Source organism: Nonomuraea gerenzanensis (assembly GCF_020215645.1).
Lineage (GTDB): Bacteria > Actinomycetota > Actinomycetes > Streptosporangiales > Streptosporangiaceae > Nonomuraea > Nonomuraea gerenzanensis.
The window spans coordinates 9532544-9547842 of the sequence record NZ_CP084058.1; the positions used below are offsets into that span (position 1 = coordinate 9532544).

The 15299-nt window shown below is 70.8% G+C and carries 15 protein-coding genes; 5 read left to right on the forward strand and 10 right to left on the reverse strand.

Going from position 1 to position 15299, the window contains the following annotated elements; translation table 11 throughout:
• Positions 1–2: 2 nt before the first annotated feature.
• The 4 genes from LCN96_RS44290 to LCN96_RS44305 form a co-directional block, all read right to left on the reverse strand.
• Positions 3–818 (reverse strand): SAM-dependent methyltransferase, encoded by an 816-nt coding sequence (locus LCN96_RS44290; protein ID WP_225268386.1) that lies wholly within the window; start codon positions 816–818, stop codon positions 3–5.
• 97 nt (positions 819–915) lie between these two features.
• Positions 916–1926 carry a 1-acyl-sn-glycerol-3-phosphate acyltransferase gene (locus LCN96_RS44295; RefSeq protein WP_225268387.1) on the reverse strand — a complete coding sequence of 337 codons (1011 nt, stop codon included), beginning with the start codon at positions 1924–1926 and terminating at the stop codon, positions 916–918.
• Positions 1927–1951: 25 nt separating this feature from the next.
• Positions 1952–2767, reverse strand: a complete 816-nt coding sequence (locus tag LCN96_RS44300) for a patatin-like phospholipase family protein (RefSeq protein ID WP_225268388.1) — start codon at positions 2765–2767, stop codon at positions 1952–1954.
• A 41-nt stretch (positions 2768–2808) separates the two neighbouring features.
• A complete protein-coding gene (locus LCN96_RS44305; protein WP_225268389.1) occupies positions 2809–3171 on the reverse strand; it encodes a MerR family transcriptional regulator in 363 nt (120 codons plus the stop codon).
• Between the two features lie 82 nt (positions 3172–3253).
• Between LCN96_RS44305 and LCN96_RS44310 the strand changes: the two genes are divergently transcribed.
• Genes LCN96_RS44310 through LCN96_RS44320 form a run of 3 tightly spaced genes read left to right on the forward strand, consistent with a single transcriptional unit; the run spans position 3254 to position 5947 of the window.
• Positions 3254–3952: an SDR family oxidoreductase gene (locus tag LCN96_RS44310; protein WP_225268390.1), complete on the forward strand. Its 699-nt coding sequence runs from the start codon at positions 3254–3256 to the stop codon at positions 3950–3952.
• A 33-nt stretch (positions 3953–3985) separates the two neighbouring features.
• Complete coding sequence (locus LCN96_RS44315) at positions 3986–4987, forward strand: MerR family transcriptional regulator (protein WP_225268391.1); 1002 nt, start codon at positions 3986–3988, stop codon at positions 4985–4987.
• A 45-nt stretch (positions 4988–5032) separates the two neighbouring features.
• Positions 5033–5947, forward strand: coding sequence for a DNA-3-methyladenine glycosylase family protein (locus LCN96_RS44320; RefSeq protein ID WP_225268392.1), 915 nt, complete (start codon positions 5033–5035; stop codon positions 5945–5947).
• Here LCN96_RS44320 and LCN96_RS44325 read toward each other — a convergent pair.
• Positions 5901–6281 (reverse strand): MarR family transcriptional regulator, encoded by a 381-nt coding sequence (locus LCN96_RS44325; protein WP_225268393.1) that lies wholly within the window; start codon positions 6279–6281, stop codon positions 5901–5903. The genes LCN96_RS44320 and LCN96_RS44325 overlap by 47 nt on opposite strands.
• Before the next feature lie 146 nt (positions 6282–6427).
• On the opposite strand from LCN96_RS44325, the gene LCN96_RS44330 reads away from it, so the two are divergent.
• Positions 6428–6796, forward strand: coding sequence for an STAS domain-containing protein (locus LCN96_RS44330; protein WP_225268394.1), 369 nt, complete (start codon positions 6428–6430; stop codon positions 6794–6796).
• A gap of 30 nt (positions 6797–6826) precedes the next feature.
• On the opposite strand, the gene LCN96_RS44335 is transcribed toward LCN96_RS44330, so the two are convergent.
• Both LCN96_RS44335 and LCN96_RS44340 read right to left on the reverse strand, forming a co-directional pair.
• Positions 6827–7114: a hypothetical protein gene (locus LCN96_RS44335; protein ID WP_225268395.1), complete on the reverse strand. Its 288-nt coding sequence runs from the start codon at positions 7112–7114 to the stop codon at positions 6827–6829.
• A 98-nt stretch (positions 7115–7212) separates the two neighbouring features.
• Positions 7213–7791: a hemerythrin domain-containing protein gene (locus LCN96_RS44340; RefSeq protein WP_225268396.1), complete on the reverse strand. Its 579-nt coding sequence runs from the start codon at positions 7789–7791 to the stop codon at positions 7213–7215.
• Between the two features lie 164 nt (positions 7792–7955).
• Here LCN96_RS44340 and LCN96_RS44345 point away from each other — a divergent pair, with 164 nt between their 5' ends.
• A complete protein-coding gene (locus tag LCN96_RS44345) occupies positions 7956–9158 on the forward strand; it encodes a hypothetical protein (RefSeq protein ID WP_225268397.1) in 1203 nt (400 codons plus the stop codon).
• A gap of 6 nt (positions 9159–9164) precedes the next feature.
• On the opposite strand, the gene LCN96_RS44350 is transcribed toward LCN96_RS44345, so the two are convergent.
• The 3 genes from LCN96_RS44350 to LCN96_RS44360 all read right to left on the reverse strand — a co-directional run bounded on the left by LCN96_RS44350 (position 9165) and on the right by LCN96_RS44360 (position 15258).
• Positions 9165–10529, reverse strand: coding sequence for a sensor histidine kinase (locus LCN96_RS44350; RefSeq protein WP_225268398.1), 1365 nt, complete (start codon positions 10527–10529; stop codon positions 9165–9167).
• 75 nt (positions 10530–10604) lie between these two features.
• Entirely contained in the window at positions 10605–11240 is a 636-nt protein-coding gene (locus tag LCN96_RS44355; protein ID WP_225268399.1) for a hypothetical protein, read from the reverse strand.
• A gap of 58 nt (positions 11241–11298) precedes the next feature.
• Positions 11299–15258, reverse strand: a complete 3960-nt coding sequence (locus LCN96_RS44360) for a metallophosphoesterase (protein WP_225268400.1) — start codon at positions 15256–15258, stop codon at positions 11299–11301.
• Between the last annotated feature and the right edge of the window lie 41 nt (positions 15259–15299).

Below are 15299 nucleotides of genomic sequence, written 5' to 3' on the forward strand. Positions count from 1 at the left end.
TGCTACAGCTTGCGGCCGACGGCGCCGTACTGGAACACCTCGCGGTTCGTGAAGCTGGTGCCGGGCTCGGGCCGCCACTTCGGCAGCGACACCAGCCCCGGCTCCACCAGCTCCATGCCGTCGAAGAAGGCCAGCAGCTCCGCCTCCGTACGCAGGGTGAGCGGGGTCGCGCCGCTGGCGTTCCAGCGGGCGGCGGCCTCGTCCATCGGCGGGCACTTCAGGCTGTGCGCGATCGCCAGGTAGCTGCCCGGCGCCAGCGCCTTGAGCAGCGTGCTCACCGAGTCGTGCGCCTGCTCGGCGTCGGGCACGAACTCCAGCACGCCCATCAGCATCAGCGCGACCGGCCTGGAGAAGTCGAGTGTCCGCTCGGCCGCGCTCAGGATGTTCGCCGGCTCGCGCAGGTCGGCGTCGACGTAGTCGGTCTCGCCCTCCTCGGTGCCGATCAGCAGGGCGCGGGCGTGGACCAGCACGATGGGGTCGTTGTCGACGTACACGATCTTGGCTGCCGGGTTGACCGACTGCGCCACCCCATGGGTGTTGCTCTCCGTCGGGATGCCCGTGCCGACGTCGAGGAACTGGTCGACGCCGCACTCGCCGGCCAGGTGGCGCACGGCGCGGCCGATGAACTCGCGCTCGGCGCGGGCGTTGACCGGCAGGTCCGGCATGATCTTGACGATCTCGTCGCCGACCTCGCGGTCGGGCGCGTAGTTGTCCTTGCCGCCCAGCCAGTAGTCCCACACGCGAGCCGGGTGCGGGACGGAGGTGTCGATGCGGGCCAGCTCCGCCGCCCTGTCGATCTCCTGTGGTCCCTTGCCCATCCATGCCTCCCCGTCGGCGACCATGATCCTGCTGTTCGAGATCAACATAGACGCCCGCAGCCCGGCGTGGGGGACGAATCCCCATGAAGCTCCCCGCTCAGCCGGACCTCGCGGCCATCCGCTGGGCCGTGATCCACTCGTCGATCCGCTCCCAGTGGCCGTACAGCCACTCGATCCTCTCCTCACGGCTGTGCGGGACGGCTTCCGCGGGCACGCGCCACCACTTCGCGGTGATGTGCGCGCGTACGGGCAGGTAGCGCCAGATGTCGTGCAGCGTGACCAGGTCGTCGAGGCCGGTGTGCGCGACGAAGACGACGTCGGCCGACGGGCACGCCTCCAGGGCCGCGATGGCGCCGTTCGGGCGGGGCGGCAGCAGGTGGTCCATGCCGCGCGCCCGCTCCGCCTCGGCGAGCAGGCCCTTCTCCTCCAGGCGGGCGATCGCCTTCTGGCGGCGGCGCGGGGTGAAGTTGCCGCCCTCGGGGAAGATCACCAGGGCGTCCTGGCCGCTCATCGTGGCGGCCAGGCGGCGGATCTCCTCGATCACCAGGGTGTGGCCGGACTTGCGGGGCACGAACGCGTTCGGCAGGCGGTTGATGACCACGTCGAGCGAGGGGTCGTACTGGAGCGCGGCCTTCATCACGATGCGCGGCCGGCGCTCGTAGCGCTCCAGCAGGTGATGGATGAGCAGGAAGGAGTCTCCGGGGCCCGCGTGCCGCGACAGCACGATGATCGGCTTGGCCGGCCGGCCCGCCCCCTCCCCCGGCGCGACCTCCGGCTCCTCGATGTCCACCCGGAGCTGGAAGATGTGCACCGCGGTCGTGAACACCTTCTCCAGGAACCACTTGATCAGCGCGTAGTGGCGCTCCTGCCGCCTGGCCCCGCCCGCGACCCACAACCACGCGCAGGCGGCCAGCACGGCCGACTCCAGCGTCAGCCACACCATCGCGAACCAGACGAACCGCGCGCTCCTGCGCTGCGGCGGCGGCAGCCGGAGCGCGGCGGCGGCCGCGACGACCAGCCACAGCGGCAACGTCACCACCATGAACACGGTCAGCACGATGACCAGCGGCGCCAGCACCAGCCTGCGCACGATCCTGGGTGGAAGCACCCGGGCCTCCTTAAGGGCTCTCCCTTCATCCTGCCCTGTTGGACAGGTAGCTGGAAGAAGCCTGGTAGGCCCGCTCGATGCAGGCGGAGATCTGCGACACGTCGCGGTAGCGCAGCGGCGAGAGCGGCTCGGTCACCCCCGTCGGCAGCACGTGCACCTCCACGCCCGGCGGCAGCGTGGCCAGGTCCTCGGCGAACCGGTGCCGGCGGGCGATCTCGAAGGCCACCATGCCCACCTCCCAGAACCGCCTCGGCGGCGACAGCGGGCGCTCGACGCGGCCGACGTGCAGCACGTAGACCCGCTCGGCGCCGAGCGCCACGGCCCTGCCGATCGGGATGCTGTGCACCAGCCCGCCGTCGTAGAAGTGCTCGCCGCCGATCACGACGGGTGGCAGCAGCCCGGGCACCGCGCACGAGGCCAGCACCGCGTCGACCAGCGGCCCGCCGTCGAACCAGTGCGCCGCCGCGCGCTCGACCGAGGCCGCCACGCACTGGAACGGCACGGCCAGGTGCTCGATCCTGGAGACCCGCACGGTCGCGCTCAGCACCGCGCGCAGCGGGCCCATCGGGTGCAGGTGGGTGCCCGTCCTGGCCAGCGTGGACAGCCGGGACACCCAGGACCCGGCGAACGCCGTGCGGACGACGTCGGACTGCCACAGCCCCGTCAGCCTGGAGACGGCCTCATCAGGGTCGGCGGCGATGACGGCGCCGTTCAGGGCGCCGACGGACGTGCCCACGACGAGGTCGGGACGGATGCCCGCCTCGTCGAGCGCTCGCAGCATGCCCACCTCGTAAGCGCCGAGCACGCCGCCGCCCCCGAGCACGAACGCGGTCCCGGCCATGGATGAATTCTCCACCCTGCGGCGGAGTCCTCATGACGGGCTCACCTCGGGCAGACGCCTCCCTCGTGGGCGGCGGCCGCGGAGATGATCGCGTCGAGCCTGTCGCGGGTGCCGATCAGGTCGTCGATCCGCCCGTCGATGCGGCGGCGCTCGTCCCGCAGCCGGTCCAGCAGCTCGGGCGTGACCTCGCCGGAGATCACGCACGGCATCAGCGGCTCGATCGCCTTGCTCGGCAGCCCGGCCGCGTACAGGTTCTGGATCATCCACACCCGGTACACGGCGCTGTCCGGATACACCCGCTGCCCGCTCGGGCTGCGCTCGGCGACGAGCAGCCGCTGCTCCTCGTAGTAACGCAGCGCGCGCACGCTCACCCCGGTCCTGGCGGCCAGCTCACCGATCCGCACGTGATCCCCCTCACAGGCATTTGCCTCTGACGTCAACGTCAGGTTTTAGCGTATCCACACGTCACTCACTCAGGAGGAATCGATGGACCTCTCCGGATCGGTCGCGCTCGTCACCGGCGCCAACCGCGGCATCGGCCGCCACTTCGCCCGGCAGTTGCTGGAGCGAGGCGCGAAGAAGGTGTACGCGACCGCGCGCGACCCCGAGCGCATCGACCTGCCCGGCGTGGAACGGCTGCGGCTGGACATCACCGACCCGGCCTCGGTGACGGCTGTCGCCGAGGCCGCGCCGGACGTCACGCTGCTGGTCAACAACGCCGGCGTCGCCACCTACACGAACCTCGTCACCGGCGACCTGGACCAGATCCGCCTGGAGCTGGACACCAACTTCTACGGCCCGCTGCGCATGATCCGCGCCTTCGCCCCCGTCCTGGGCGCGGGCGGCGGTGGCGCGATCGTGAACGTGCTCTCGGCCCTGTCCTGGTTCTCCTACGACGGCGCCAACGCCTACGCCGCCGCGAAGGCCGCCGCCTGGAGCCTGACCAACGGCGCCCGCCTGGAGCTGCGCGGCCAGGGCACGCTGGTCACCGGCGTGCACCTGGGCGCCGCCGACACCGACATGATGGCCGGCTACGAGGGCGACCTGCTCGACCCGGCCGACGTCGCGCGGGCGGCGCTGGACGGGGTGGCGGCGGGCGCGTACGAGGTGGTGGTGGACCAGTGGTCGGCGCACGTCAAGGCGTCGCTGGCGGGCGACCCGCGCGCGTTCTACGACGCCGCTTGAGTCTCCAGTAAGGGGAGGCGCCAGAGTGGGCGCATGGACGGGGACACGCTCTACTCGATCGGCGACCTGGCCCGGCGCACCGGGCTGACGGTCAAGACCGTCAGGTTCTACTCCGATGCGGGGATCGTGCCGCCCACCAGCCGCAGCCCCGCCGGCTACCGCCTGTACGACCTCGCCGCCGCCGCCCGGTTGGACCTCGTGCGCACGCTGCGCGACCTCGGGCTCGACCTGCCCACGATCCGCAAGGTGGTGGATCGCGAGGCGTCGCTGCCCGAGGTCGCGGCGGCGCACGCCGACGCCCTGGCGGCGCAGATCCGCACGCTGCGCCTGCGGCGGGCGGTGCTGACAGTGGTGGCCAGGCGGGGCTCCACCCCGGAGGAGATGGAACTGATGCACGAGCTGGCCAAACTGTCGGAGGCCGAGCGGCGCCGCCTGATCGGCGACTTCCTCGGCGCCGCCTTCGGTGACCTGGACGGTGATCCGGGCTTCGCCGGAGGCATCACCTCGATGACGCCCGAGCTGCCGGACGATCCGTCGTCCGAGCAGGTGGAGGCGTGGGTCGAGCTGGCGGAGCTGTCCCGCGACCCGGACTTCCGCGCCGCCATGCGCCACCTGACGCAAGCCGTCGCCGCCGCGGGCCGCCCTGCGAAGGCCGTCGCCGCCACACCCCGCCCGGCGAAGGCCGAAGCCGCCACGCCCCGACCGGCGGCGGCCGACGGCCTCGCGCGCTCGGGGGCGGGCCGTGCCGCGGAGCCCGTGTTGCGGCCTGATCCCGCCGCGAGGGCCCGTGACCTCGCGGCCCCCGCCCTCGCGGCCGGCATCGACCCCACCTCCCCCGAGGCGCAACCGTACGTCACGGCGCTCCTCACCGCGTGCGGCGAGGACCGCGCCGGGCTGGCCGCCAGGCTGGAGGCGGCCGGCGACCCGCGCAGGGACCGGTACGTGGAGCTGCTGGCCGTGATCAACGGCTGGCCCCCGCCGACGCCCCTGGCCCCGGCGCTGACCTGGTTCACCCGGGCGTTGCGGGCCCGCTGACCACGCAGGAAGCCGGTGGTCGCCGGGGCCGCCTACCATACGCGCATGACCACGCACGGATTCACGCTGACGGCCGAGGGCCCGTTCGACTTCGCCGACTCGCTGCGGTTCGTCGCGGACTGGCCCGCCACCAGCGCCCTGCCCTCCGACGGCAGGGCGCTGCGCTTCGCGTACTGCGCGGAGTCGGACTGGCGGCCGATCGGCGTGACCGTGACGGGCGCGCCGGGCGGGGTCGCGGTCACCACCACGCGCCCCGCCGGGCCGGGGATCCGCGGCGAGGTGGCCCGGATCCTCTCCCTCGACGTGGACGGCGCCGGCTTCGCCAAGCTGGGCGAGGCCGACCCGGTGCTCGGCGACCTGCAGCGGCTGCGCCCCGGCCTGCGGCCGGTGTGCTTCTGGAGCCCGTGGGAGGCGGCGTGCTGGGCGGTGATCGTCCAGCGCTCCTCGATGCTGATCGCCTCCCGGATCAAGCAGCGCATCGCCGAGCGGTACGGCGCCGAGGTCGAGGTGGACGGGCAGCCGTGCACCGCCTTCCCGCCGCCCGTCTCGCTGCTCGACGCGGGCGGGCTCGGGCTGCCCCCGCAGAAGGAGGAGTGGGTGCGCGGCCTGGCCAGGGCGGCGCTCGACGGCCTGCTCACCACCGAGCACCTGCGCTCGCTGACTCCGGAGGAGGCGCTGGCCGAGCTGCGGGCGCTGCCCGGCGTGGGGCCGTTCTCCGCGGGGCTGATCCTGATCCGCGGCGCGGGCGCTCCCGACGCGTTCCCTGGCGACGAGCCACGGCTGTTCGCGATCCTGCGCGAGGCGTACGGGCTGGCGGAGGACGCGCCCCCGTCGGCGTACCGGAAGCTGGCCGACTCCTGGCGGCCCTACCGTTCGTGGGCCTCGTTCCTGTTCAGGGCCACCGCTTACGGCGTCATGGACGACCGGGAGCAAGCCCGTCCATCCGCCCAGGCGCACTGAGGTCGTGCTGGGTGAACATGTCGATCAGCAGGCTGATCGGCAGTTCGGCCTCGGTCGGGTAGCGGAAGTGCTGGTCGAGGTTGAGGGTGTAGCGGTTGCGCCGCCCGATCTTGTCGCGGTTGAGATAACCACCCTCGTGCAGGTCGCGCACGATGTTCTGCACCGCGCGCTCGGTGATGCCGATGCCGGTCGCGATGTCACGCAGCCGGATGTCCGGATTCCGGGCGATCTCCACGAGCACCCGGGCATGATGGGTGAGGAACGTCCAGCTGGACGCCTGGTTGTCGGTTGTACTCACGGCTTCTGCCTCTTCGGCCCGATACTGGCCCTCCACGGGCGAACGAAAAACCTTTCGCGAAGATCCTATGACGAAAAGTCTTTCCGGTATCTAACTACGGGCATAGAGTTGCGGGCAACGGCAGGCATACCCGCGGTAACCGTTGACCCCACCATCGCACCATCCCACCGCCAGGAGTGCCAGTGAACCTCACCTGTCGCCACCTCCCGGGGGCCACGCTCATCGCCGTGGCCGGTCAGGTGGACACCAGGAACTCCGCCCAGCTGGAGGAGTACATCGACCAGCACCGTGAGCGGCTGGACGAACATCTCATCATCGACATGAGAGAGCTGTCCTTCCTGGACAGCTCGGGCCTGGCCGTCCTGCTGGCCGCGGCCATGCTGGCCCGCGCCCACGGCGTGGGCGTGCATCTGGCCGGGCTGCAGTCGATGCCGGCCCGCCTGTTGGAGATCACCGGAACCGAACGCGCGGTGACGGTGTACGACCATGTGGAGCAGGCCATCGCCGCGGTCGGGAACCTCGATCTGGCCAACCCGGCGGAGCCGGCTTAGAAGCCGCCTCAGGGGCCGGCGTTGGGGGGCCTAGGCCGGGCGGCGGTGCACCCCCACCAGGTGACCGTTGTGCCGCACCTGCGCCTCCTCGTAGGGACACAGCGGGCGCGTGACGTACGCCTCGGCGATGCTGTCGGCGTGCCCGCGGTCCACGCCCCATCCGATCGTGTGCCAGCGCGCCTCGCCGTCACCGCCCGTGGTGTCCAGAACGGCGATCTCGAACAGCTCGGCGGCGGCAGGAGGCGTACAGCGGACCCGTCCGGGCGCCTGCCCGTCAACGGTGCGGACGTCCCGGCCGCCGATGCCGCGCTGGTCCATGTGGATCTCCCTCCGATCCCGACAACCCTGGTGCGAAGATCCATGCCCCGATCATCGGCGGATCAGTCATGCCGCAGGATGACCGGGGCATGACGCCGTCAGGGGTTCTTGCCCATGGCCTGGCGCACCACGTCGCGGATCCGGTCCATCATCGCGACGGGGGTGCCGACGAGCACGTTCTTGGTGGCCGACTCGGTGCCGGGGTGCGGGTGCGTGGGCGCCATCGCCTCGGCGGCCTTGACCCCGACGGCCATGGAGCGGCGCTCGGCCTCGGTGGTGTGGCCGCGCAGCTGGGTGAACTCGTAGCGCTCCTCGCTGCGGGCGTGCGCCTCCACGGCGGCGCGCAGCGCGAGCAGGTTCTGCATGAAGTCGGGCGCGTCAGGACCGGCCTGGTCCATCCGCATGAGCAGCTCCTTGGCCTGGTGCTCCTCGGCGAGGCGGTCGTCGACCACGCCGTCGCCGCCGTCGATCTTGCCGCGGGCGTAGGGGTGGACGATCTCCTCCTCGGCGGTCTCGTGCACGGCCAGCATCCGCACGAGCCGGGTGAACGCCTCCCCTCGCTGGTCGGCGGGTGCCTGCTCGACCTCGTCGAACAGGTCTCTGATCATCCCGTGCTGAGCCAGCAGCAGGTCGATGACATCGGTCTCGGACATGGTCTCCGGCGCGGTTCTCGTCATGACGCTCGTGCCTACCCGGCCCCGTACGGGTCACGCCGATTTCGCCGAGATCCTTACCGAGTGCGGAGATTTCGACGGGAGGGCGCAGAGATTGGACCGGGAAGCCTCGGGTAGGGCGCGCGGACAGGTCGCACGCCGACGACGAGCGCGAAGGAAACCACACCATGACCTTCAATCCACTGCGTGAGCGGGGCATCCCGCTGGACAAGCAACTACGCAACTGGAGGGAGCTGAACGTCACCCCGATCGACCCGGACCACGCCGACCCCTACACGCGGTGCCGGATCATCACGATGAACGGGATCGAGGTGGAGGCGATCCTGTTCAGCCACCAGCTCGCCCGCCACTGCCCCGACCTGGAGCTGAAGCAGCACCTGGCCCGGGTCCGCTACATCGAGGCCCAGCAGCAGAAGGTGGTCAACTGGCTGCTGCCCGGCCTGGCCTCCGTGCTGGAGACCACGATCGCCTACGAGCAGGTGGCGGTGGACCTGACCGCCTGGGTGGCGCGGATGGAGCCGGACCCGTACCTGCAGCAGGCCTACCAGTTCGGCGTGCTGGAGGACTTCGACCACCTCTACCGGTACGCCAACCTCTACGAGATGATCGAGCACCGCAAGGCGGAGAAGATCGTCGACAACCTGACCGAGGTCATGCCGGGCCGCCCGACGTACCTGCACCACCGCGACCCGGTGGACAACGTGCGCGAGCCCTACGACAAGAGCTCGGCCGCGCCGATCAGCAAGCTGCACGCGCTGACGATCATGTCGGCCGAGCAGCAGACGATGAACTTCTACATGAACGTCGGCCCCACCTACATGGAGCCGATCGCGCGCCAGCTCTACCAGGAGATCGGCCTGATCGAGGAGGAGCACGTCACCCACTACGAGTCCCTGGTGGACCCCGGCGAGAGCTGGTGGGAGATGCTGCTCAACCACGAGTACAACGAGTGCTACCTGTATCACTCGTTCATGGAGACCGAGTCCGACCCCAAGGTGAGGAACATCTGGGAGCTGCACCTGAACATGGAGCTGGAGCACCTGCGGCTGGCCGCCGAGCTGTTCAAGAAGCACGACGGCCGCGACCCGGAGCAGGTGTGCGCGCCGGAGCTGCCGCAGCCGGTGACGTTCGAGCCGAACAAGGCCTACCTGCGCGAGCTGATCGCCACCCAGATCGACTACACCACGCTGGGCACCGGCTACGTGCAGGACGCCCACGAGCGCTTCGAGAAGATGCAGGAGGCGCTGATGGGCGGCGAGAAGGCGCCGTCCGAGCGGGTCATCGACGACAACCGCGCCAAGTCCGGTGAGGAGTACCGGCTGCAGACCGAGGGCGAGCACCCCGTGCACAGCCTGCAGATGCAGCGCTGACCGGCATCAGGCCTCCTGCACCGGCAGCCTGAGCACGAACCGGGCGCCGGTGTCGGAGTCCTCGATGGTGAGCGTGCCGAGGTGCGCCGTCGCGATCTCGCGGGCGATGGGCAGGCCGAGGCCGGTGCCTCCGGCGTCGCGGCTGCGGGAGGCGTCCAGGCGGGTGAAGCGCTGGAAGACCACCTCGCGGTGCTCGGGCGCGATGCCCGTGCCGTCGTCCACCACCTCCAGCACGGCCTCGTCGCCCTGCCGCCGCACGGTCACGATGATCTGCGACTCGGCGTGCCGCTCGGCGTTGTCGAGCAGGTTCGTCAGCAGGCGGGCCAGTTGCAGCCGGTCGCCGTCGACCACCACGCCGGTCTGCAGCGTGGTGACGATGCGCTTGGAGCGCGGCCTGGCGGTCTCGGCCGTCACCAGGTCGGCGAGGTCGAGCGGCTCGCGCTCGTCGGGGGCGCCCGCGTCCAGCTTGCTCAGCGTGAGCAGGTCCGCCACGATCGCCTGGAGCCGCTCCAGGCTGGCCAGCACCTCGGTGCCGGTCTCCCGCCAGTCGGTGTCCTCGGGGTGGAGCAGGGCGTCCTCGATCTGGGCGCGCATCGCGGTGATGGGGCTGCGCAGGTCGTGGGAGGCGTCGGCGGCGAACTGGCGCTGCCGCTCCATCGCCACCTGCAACTGCCGCAGCGCCGACTCCAGCCGCTCGAGCATGTGGTTCCCCGTCTCGGCCAGCGCCCTGATCTCGTCGTCCGTCTCGGGCACGGGCATGCGCATCCCGCCGCCGCCCTCGCTGATCTCGGCCAGCCGCTTGGTGATGCTGCTGACCGGCCGCAACGTCCTGTCCACCACGCGGGAGACCCCGAACCAGGCCAGTGCGACGAGCGTGGCCGTCACCGCGGCCTGGAACGCGATCACCTCCGGGGCGACGTACCAGGGCACCCCCGCACCGATGCCGTAGATCACCCATTCGCCGTCCGGCTGGTAGGCGACCAGCGCCACCACCGTCTTGCACTCGCCGGGGAAACGCGGCAGGTCGCACATCCTGCCGAAGTCGTTGGCCTGGTTGTGCCGGGGCAGGTGCCTGGTCAGGCGCGGTGCGCCGGCCATGTTCGGCGACCAGGCCGCGGGGCGGCCGAGCGGGTCCACCACCTGAAGGCCGTCGAGCCCGCGCGGGTGCAGCACCTGGGGCAGCCTGCCCCGCTTGACCAGGAGCAGCACGGGCACGGTCCGGCCCGACACCTCCCGCACCTTGATCTCGGCCGCCTGATTGCGGATGCCGAACAACACGAACGCGCTGACGATGACGTTCAGCAGCAACATCGCGATGCTGGCCAACAGCGCCAGCCGCGTCCGCAAGGACCGGCCCAACCGTCTGCTCACACGCCTCCCCCGGGATCAGCAGAACACAGGGGGCACGTTCGCCGCTAACCTCGGGAGATTCCCCGACAAATCCGCCTAACGGCGCAGCAGCCGGTGCAGCGGGTAGAGCCCGGCGACGAGCACGATCAGGCCGCCGATCAGGAGGAACGCGCCGGTGCCCGCCGGCTCCACGCGCCCGCCGAGCTTCAGGGTGGGGCTCTCGGCGACCAGGACGGCGGAGCCGCGCTCGCCGTCGAGGTCGTACCGGACGACCGTCTCCGTGCTGTGCACGAACGTCTCGGCGTCGGGGAACAGCGCGCTGGAGATGGCGTGCGCGCCCCCGGGCTCGCCCTGGCAGGCGAAGGCGAAGGTGAGCACGGCGTAGCTCTTCTTCTCGCGCGGGCGCACGTCGGCGTCGCCGGTCAGGGCGGGGGCGCAGGGCCGCTCGTCGTAGGCGACGGCGAAGCGTTCTGTGACGTACTGGACCACGGCGTCGCGGTTCAGCTTGAGCTGGCGCAGCTGCTCGGCCCGCTCCTCGGCCTCGTAGGCGGTGGCGTAGAGCCAGGCGGACTTCATCAGCAGGTCGTACTCGAGGTCCAGGACGACCCGCACGTTCACCCCCGTGCCCGTCACCTCGGCGCGGGCGGTCGTGGACGCGTCGTGCGCCGCGGCGGGGGCAGGCAGCAGCAGCACGGCCGCCAGCAGCACGAAGGCGGGGAACCAGCGCGGCATGTCAGGTCTCCAGAGGGGGATGCCGCCCCGGGCCTCGCAGCCCGGGGCGGCTGTCGGACTAGCGGTTGAACCAGCGGTGCATCGGCGAGTCGGCGTCCCACCTGCCGGGCCGGCCGTGCTCGTCCTTGGTGACGAAGACGCTCGGCTCGGAGGCGGTCACGCCGCCGCCGGCGGAACGGGCGGTGACGAACCAGGCGTAGGCCGTGTCGTCCTTGAGCCGGTCCCACTTCACCGAGGCGACCTGGCCGGAGGCGACCCTGTCGCGCCCGATGACCCGGGTCGGCTTGTAGATCGCCAGCGAGTCGGTCTGCAGGCTCGTCGTGCGCGAGGTGAGGTCGACGGGCAGCACCATGTTGTCCTCGAGGCCGTTGTAGCGGCGCAGCGGGTCGTACTCGGTGGCGCCGAACTCGTTGAGCAGCGGCGAGAAGGTGTCCACGATCAGCTCCGAGCGCTTGACGTCGAACTGCAGCATCCGCAGGAAGCTGGCGCCGAACTGGAGCTGGTCGGTCGGGTTGTAGCCGCCGATCTCGGTGAGCCCGAGCCGGTCGGCCGAGACCGTGTAGAACTGGTAGTCCGCCAGCAGCTCGACGACTCCGTTGCCGACCTGGCCCACCTTCGGCTTGACGTTGGTGCCCACGCCGTGCTCGTGGCCGGCGAGGATGAGGAAGACGTTCGCGTTCTTCTCGACGACCGTCTTGTACAACATCGAGCCGTCAGGGGCGGAGAACCCGGCGCCGCGCCCGTCGGGGTTCGTGCTCGGCACGATGTAGTCGTGCGAGAGCAGGATGCCGTTGCGGTTGGGGTACTTCTTGAAGATCGAGTCCGCCCATTCGGCCTCGTCCCGCGTCACCCCGTACGACAGGCCGACCACCACGAAGTCCAGCCCGCCCGCGGAGAACAGGTCGTAGTGGTTCTGGTTGTCGCCCTCCTTCCACGGGCCGCCGTACTCGGCGTGCTGCCAGCCCTGCGCGGCCGTCTGGTAGCGGGAGGGGCCGTAGTACTGGTTGTAGACGGCCCCCGGGCCCTCCTCGGTGCCCGACTGGTTGTCGTGGTTGCCGGCGATGACGCCGTTGGGGATGCCGGCGTCGTCCAGCACGCGCTGCTGCCTGGAGGAGACCTCGAACTCGCCGGTGATCTGGCGCTGCATGGCCTCGTCGGCGGGCTTGCGGATGTTGTTCTCGATGATGTCGCCGGTGTGCGCGACGTAGGAGATCTTCCGCTGGTCCTTGTTCTCCTTGATCCAGTTCACGATGCCGGCGTAGGCGGACTCCCACACCGCGCGCTCCTCGGCCGTCTCCTGCTCCACCGCGCCTTCGGAGATGTACTGCGTGTCGGTGAAGTGCACGATCGAGAAGTCGTAGGTCGCGGGGTCGGCGAAGCCGTTCGGGTCGCCCGGCTCGATGTCGTCGGCGAACGGGTCCTCACCCGTCACCATGACGTGCACCTTCTGCCGGTCGATGTACCTGGGGTCCACGACGGCCGTGAGCGCGGTCTTGCCGCCTGCGACGCCGCGGGAGCTGGTCAGCAGGTCCCACGCCTTGGCCTTGGTGTTCCAGACCCGCAGCGACGCCAGCCGCTCGGGGTCGATCGAGCCCTCCCAGCGCAGCACGGGGCTGTCCGCGTGCCCCTTCACCTGGACGTCGAAGCGCTGGTAGACGAGGTCCTGACCGGTCGGCGCGTCGATGGTCTGGCCGTCGGCGGGCTCCAGCCCCCTGGTCCTGACCTTCTTCTCGCCCGGCACCTGGAGCGTGGTGGGCAGCTCCTTGGCCGTGCCCTGGTACACCTCGTCCGGGGTGAGGATCTCGGCCTGCGAGAACGTGGCCGTGACCTGGCCGCCGTCCGGCTCGGCCACCTTGGCCGAGAGCGTGGCCGGGTCCGACACGTCCACGGCGCCCAGTGCCGGGCTCAGCTCGGCCGGCACGTCGGGGACGCCCGCCGACTCGAACACGATCTCGCGCGTCGCGGTGTTGCCGAGGCCGTCGGCGCCGGTCACGGAGAGCGTGTGCCTGCCCGCCTTGAGCCCCGGGCCCACCTGGGTGCCGAGCTGCACGGGCTGCCCGTCGAGCTGGACGTCGGGGCCGGAGACCACGCCGGAGGCGTCCTCCAGCTTGACGTCCAGCACGACCGTGGCCCTGATCTTCTCCCCCGCCGCCGGGACGCTCTTGCTGACCTTCGGCGCGGAGTTGTCGGTGATGAGCGTACGCGTCGCGCTCTGGCCGCTGCTCGACTCGGCGGCCAGCGTGTGCCTGCCGTCCTTGACGGCCGTGGTGTCGAGGTCGGCGCGCAGGCCGCCCGCCGGGGCGTCCACCAGGAACTGCAGGTCGATCTCGGTCAGCGGGTTGACCGAGTCGCCGCAGTTGCCGTCGCCCATGGCGTAGGAGCTCTTGAGCAGCTGGCCGGTGGCCGTGCCCTGGGCCGGGGTCAGCACGAAGTTGGAGACCGCGTAGTCGTCGCGGTTGTCGCCGCAGGACGTCGGGTACGTGCCGGTCACGAAGTCGATCGTGTTCCAGCCGGGCACCAGGTACTCGTTCGGGATCGTCAGGTCGACGCGCTTGCTGACGAAGTCGCCGTCCACGACGATCTTCTGGCCGTTGACCAGCAGGTAGCTCTGGTAGCGGGCCTCGATCGAGTTGCTGCCGACGTTGAAGCTGAGCTTGGCCTCGCCCGAGCCGAGCGTCTCGACCAGGTGCACGGCCGGGGCGTCGATCGTGTAGCGCAGCTCGACCTCGCGCCTGGCCGCCTGGTCGCTGCCGCAGGTGCCGTCGCCCATCGTGTACGACGGCTCGACGCCCTGCCCGGTCACCGTGGCGCCATCGAGCGTCAGGGCCAGGTTGGAGATCGCGAAGTCGTCGCGGTCGTTGCCGCAGGACTCCTTGTAGTCGCCGGTGACGACCTTGATCGTGTTGTCGCCCGGCATCAGGAAGCGGGCCGGCACGGCGACGGTCGCGCGGCCGTTGACGTACGAGCCGCCGAGGTCGATGCGCTTGCCGTTGACGAGCAGGAAGTTGTTGTACTTGTCGTCCAGCGCGTCCGCGCCCACGTCGAAGGCGAGCATCGCGGCCCCGTTGCCGAGGGTGGCCTTCGTGACGGGCTCTTCGCCGTCCACGGTGAGCTTCTCGACCCCGCCACTGCTGCCGGCCGGGACGGTGGCGAAGACCGCCTTGGTGCCCGCGACCAGCGTGCCGTCCGTGGGCATCAGCCGCGGCGCGCCCGCCGGGGCGTTGTTGACGGTCACGGTGTGCTTGACCGTGACGCCCGCCGCGGTGGTGGCGCTGAGCACATGCGGGCCGTTGGCCAGCTTGGTGGTGTCCACGTCCGCCGCGAGGCCGGTCGTGCCCTGCGGGTCGGACTGGGTGAAGAACTTCAGCGTGGCGCGCTTGAGCAGCGTGGTGTTCGTGCCGCAGCTGCCGTCGCCGAACGAGAGCGTGTACGGGTTGTCCTCGCCGTCGGCGACCTCGCCGAGCAGCTGGAGTCCCACGTCCGACAGCACGAAGTCGTCGTAGTTGGTGCCGCAGGACGACGAGATGGCGCCGACGACGATCTCGACGGTGTTCTCGCCCTTGACGAGGTGCTCGTTGGGGATGTCCAGCGTCGCCCGCTGGCTGACGTAGTTCCCGATCTCCACCTTGTACGCGCCGTTGACCAGCACGTAGCTGTGGTACTGCGCCTCGGTGGAGTTGGAGCCGACGTCGAAGGCGAGCTTGGAGACGCCGACCGTACGGGTGGCGCCCTCGATCGCGGCGTCGTCCACGGCGAGCTTCGTGACGCTGTCGCCGGCGGTCGTGGGGACCGCCGCGGCCTTGACCGTGCCTTCGAGGTAGGCGCCGTCAGCCGGGGTCAGGGACGGCGGGTTCTGGGGAGCGGTCGAGGTCGGCGTCGGGGTCGGCCTGCCGCGCTCCTGCTGCTCAGGGTCGGCGTGCGCCGCCGTCACCAGGGTGTTGACCAGCAGGGCGGTGAGGGTGGCGGCAATGGCCAGCCGCCCCCGCTTGAATAATCTTCGTGATGCCGTTGGCTGCATCGGGTGCAGTCCCTTCTCAAACGTTCAGGGGCGCCGGTCAG

Bases quoted from the DNA above. Each gene is read 5' to 3' on its own strand.
- LCN96_RS44290 (WP_225268386.1), bottom strand. From the start codon at position 818: ATGGGCAAGGGACCACAGGAGATCGACAGGGCGGCGGAGCTGGCCCGC.
- LCN96_RS44300 (WP_225268388.1), bottom strand. From the start codon at position 2,767: ATGGCCGGGACCGCGTTCGTGCTCGGGGGCGGCGGCGTGCTCGGCGCT.
- LCN96_RS44310 (WP_225268390.1), top strand. From the start codon at position 3,254: ATGGACCTCTCCGGATCGGTCGCGCTCGTCACCGGCGCCAACCGCGGC.
- LCN96_RS44315 (WP_225268391.1), top strand. From the start codon at position 3,986: ATGGACGGGGACACGCTCTACTCGATCGGCGACCTGGCCCGGCGCACC.
- LCN96_RS44320 (WP_225268392.1), top strand. From the start codon at position 5,033: ATGACCACGCACGGATTCACGCTGACGGCCGAGGGCCCGTTCGACTTC.
- LCN96_RS44335 (WP_225268395.1), bottom strand. From the start codon at position 7,114: ATGGACCAGCGCGGCATCGGCGGCCGGGACGTCCGCACCGTTGACGGG.
- LCN96_RS44340 (WP_225268396.1), bottom strand. From the start codon at position 7,791: ATGACGAGAACCGCGCCGGAGACCATGTCCGAGACCGATGTCATCGAC.
- LCN96_RS44345 (WP_225268397.1), top strand. From the start codon at position 7,956: ATGACCTTCAATCCACTGCGTGAGCGGGGCATCCCGCTGGACAAGCAA.
- LCN96_RS44355 (WP_225268399.1), bottom strand. From the start codon at position 11,240: ATGCCGCGCTGGTTCCCCGCCTTCGTGCTGCTGGCGGCCGTGCTGCTG.
- LCN96_RS44360 (WP_225268400.1), bottom strand. From the start codon at position 15,258: ATGCAGCCAACGGCATCACGAAGATTATTCAAGCGGGGGCGGCTGGCC.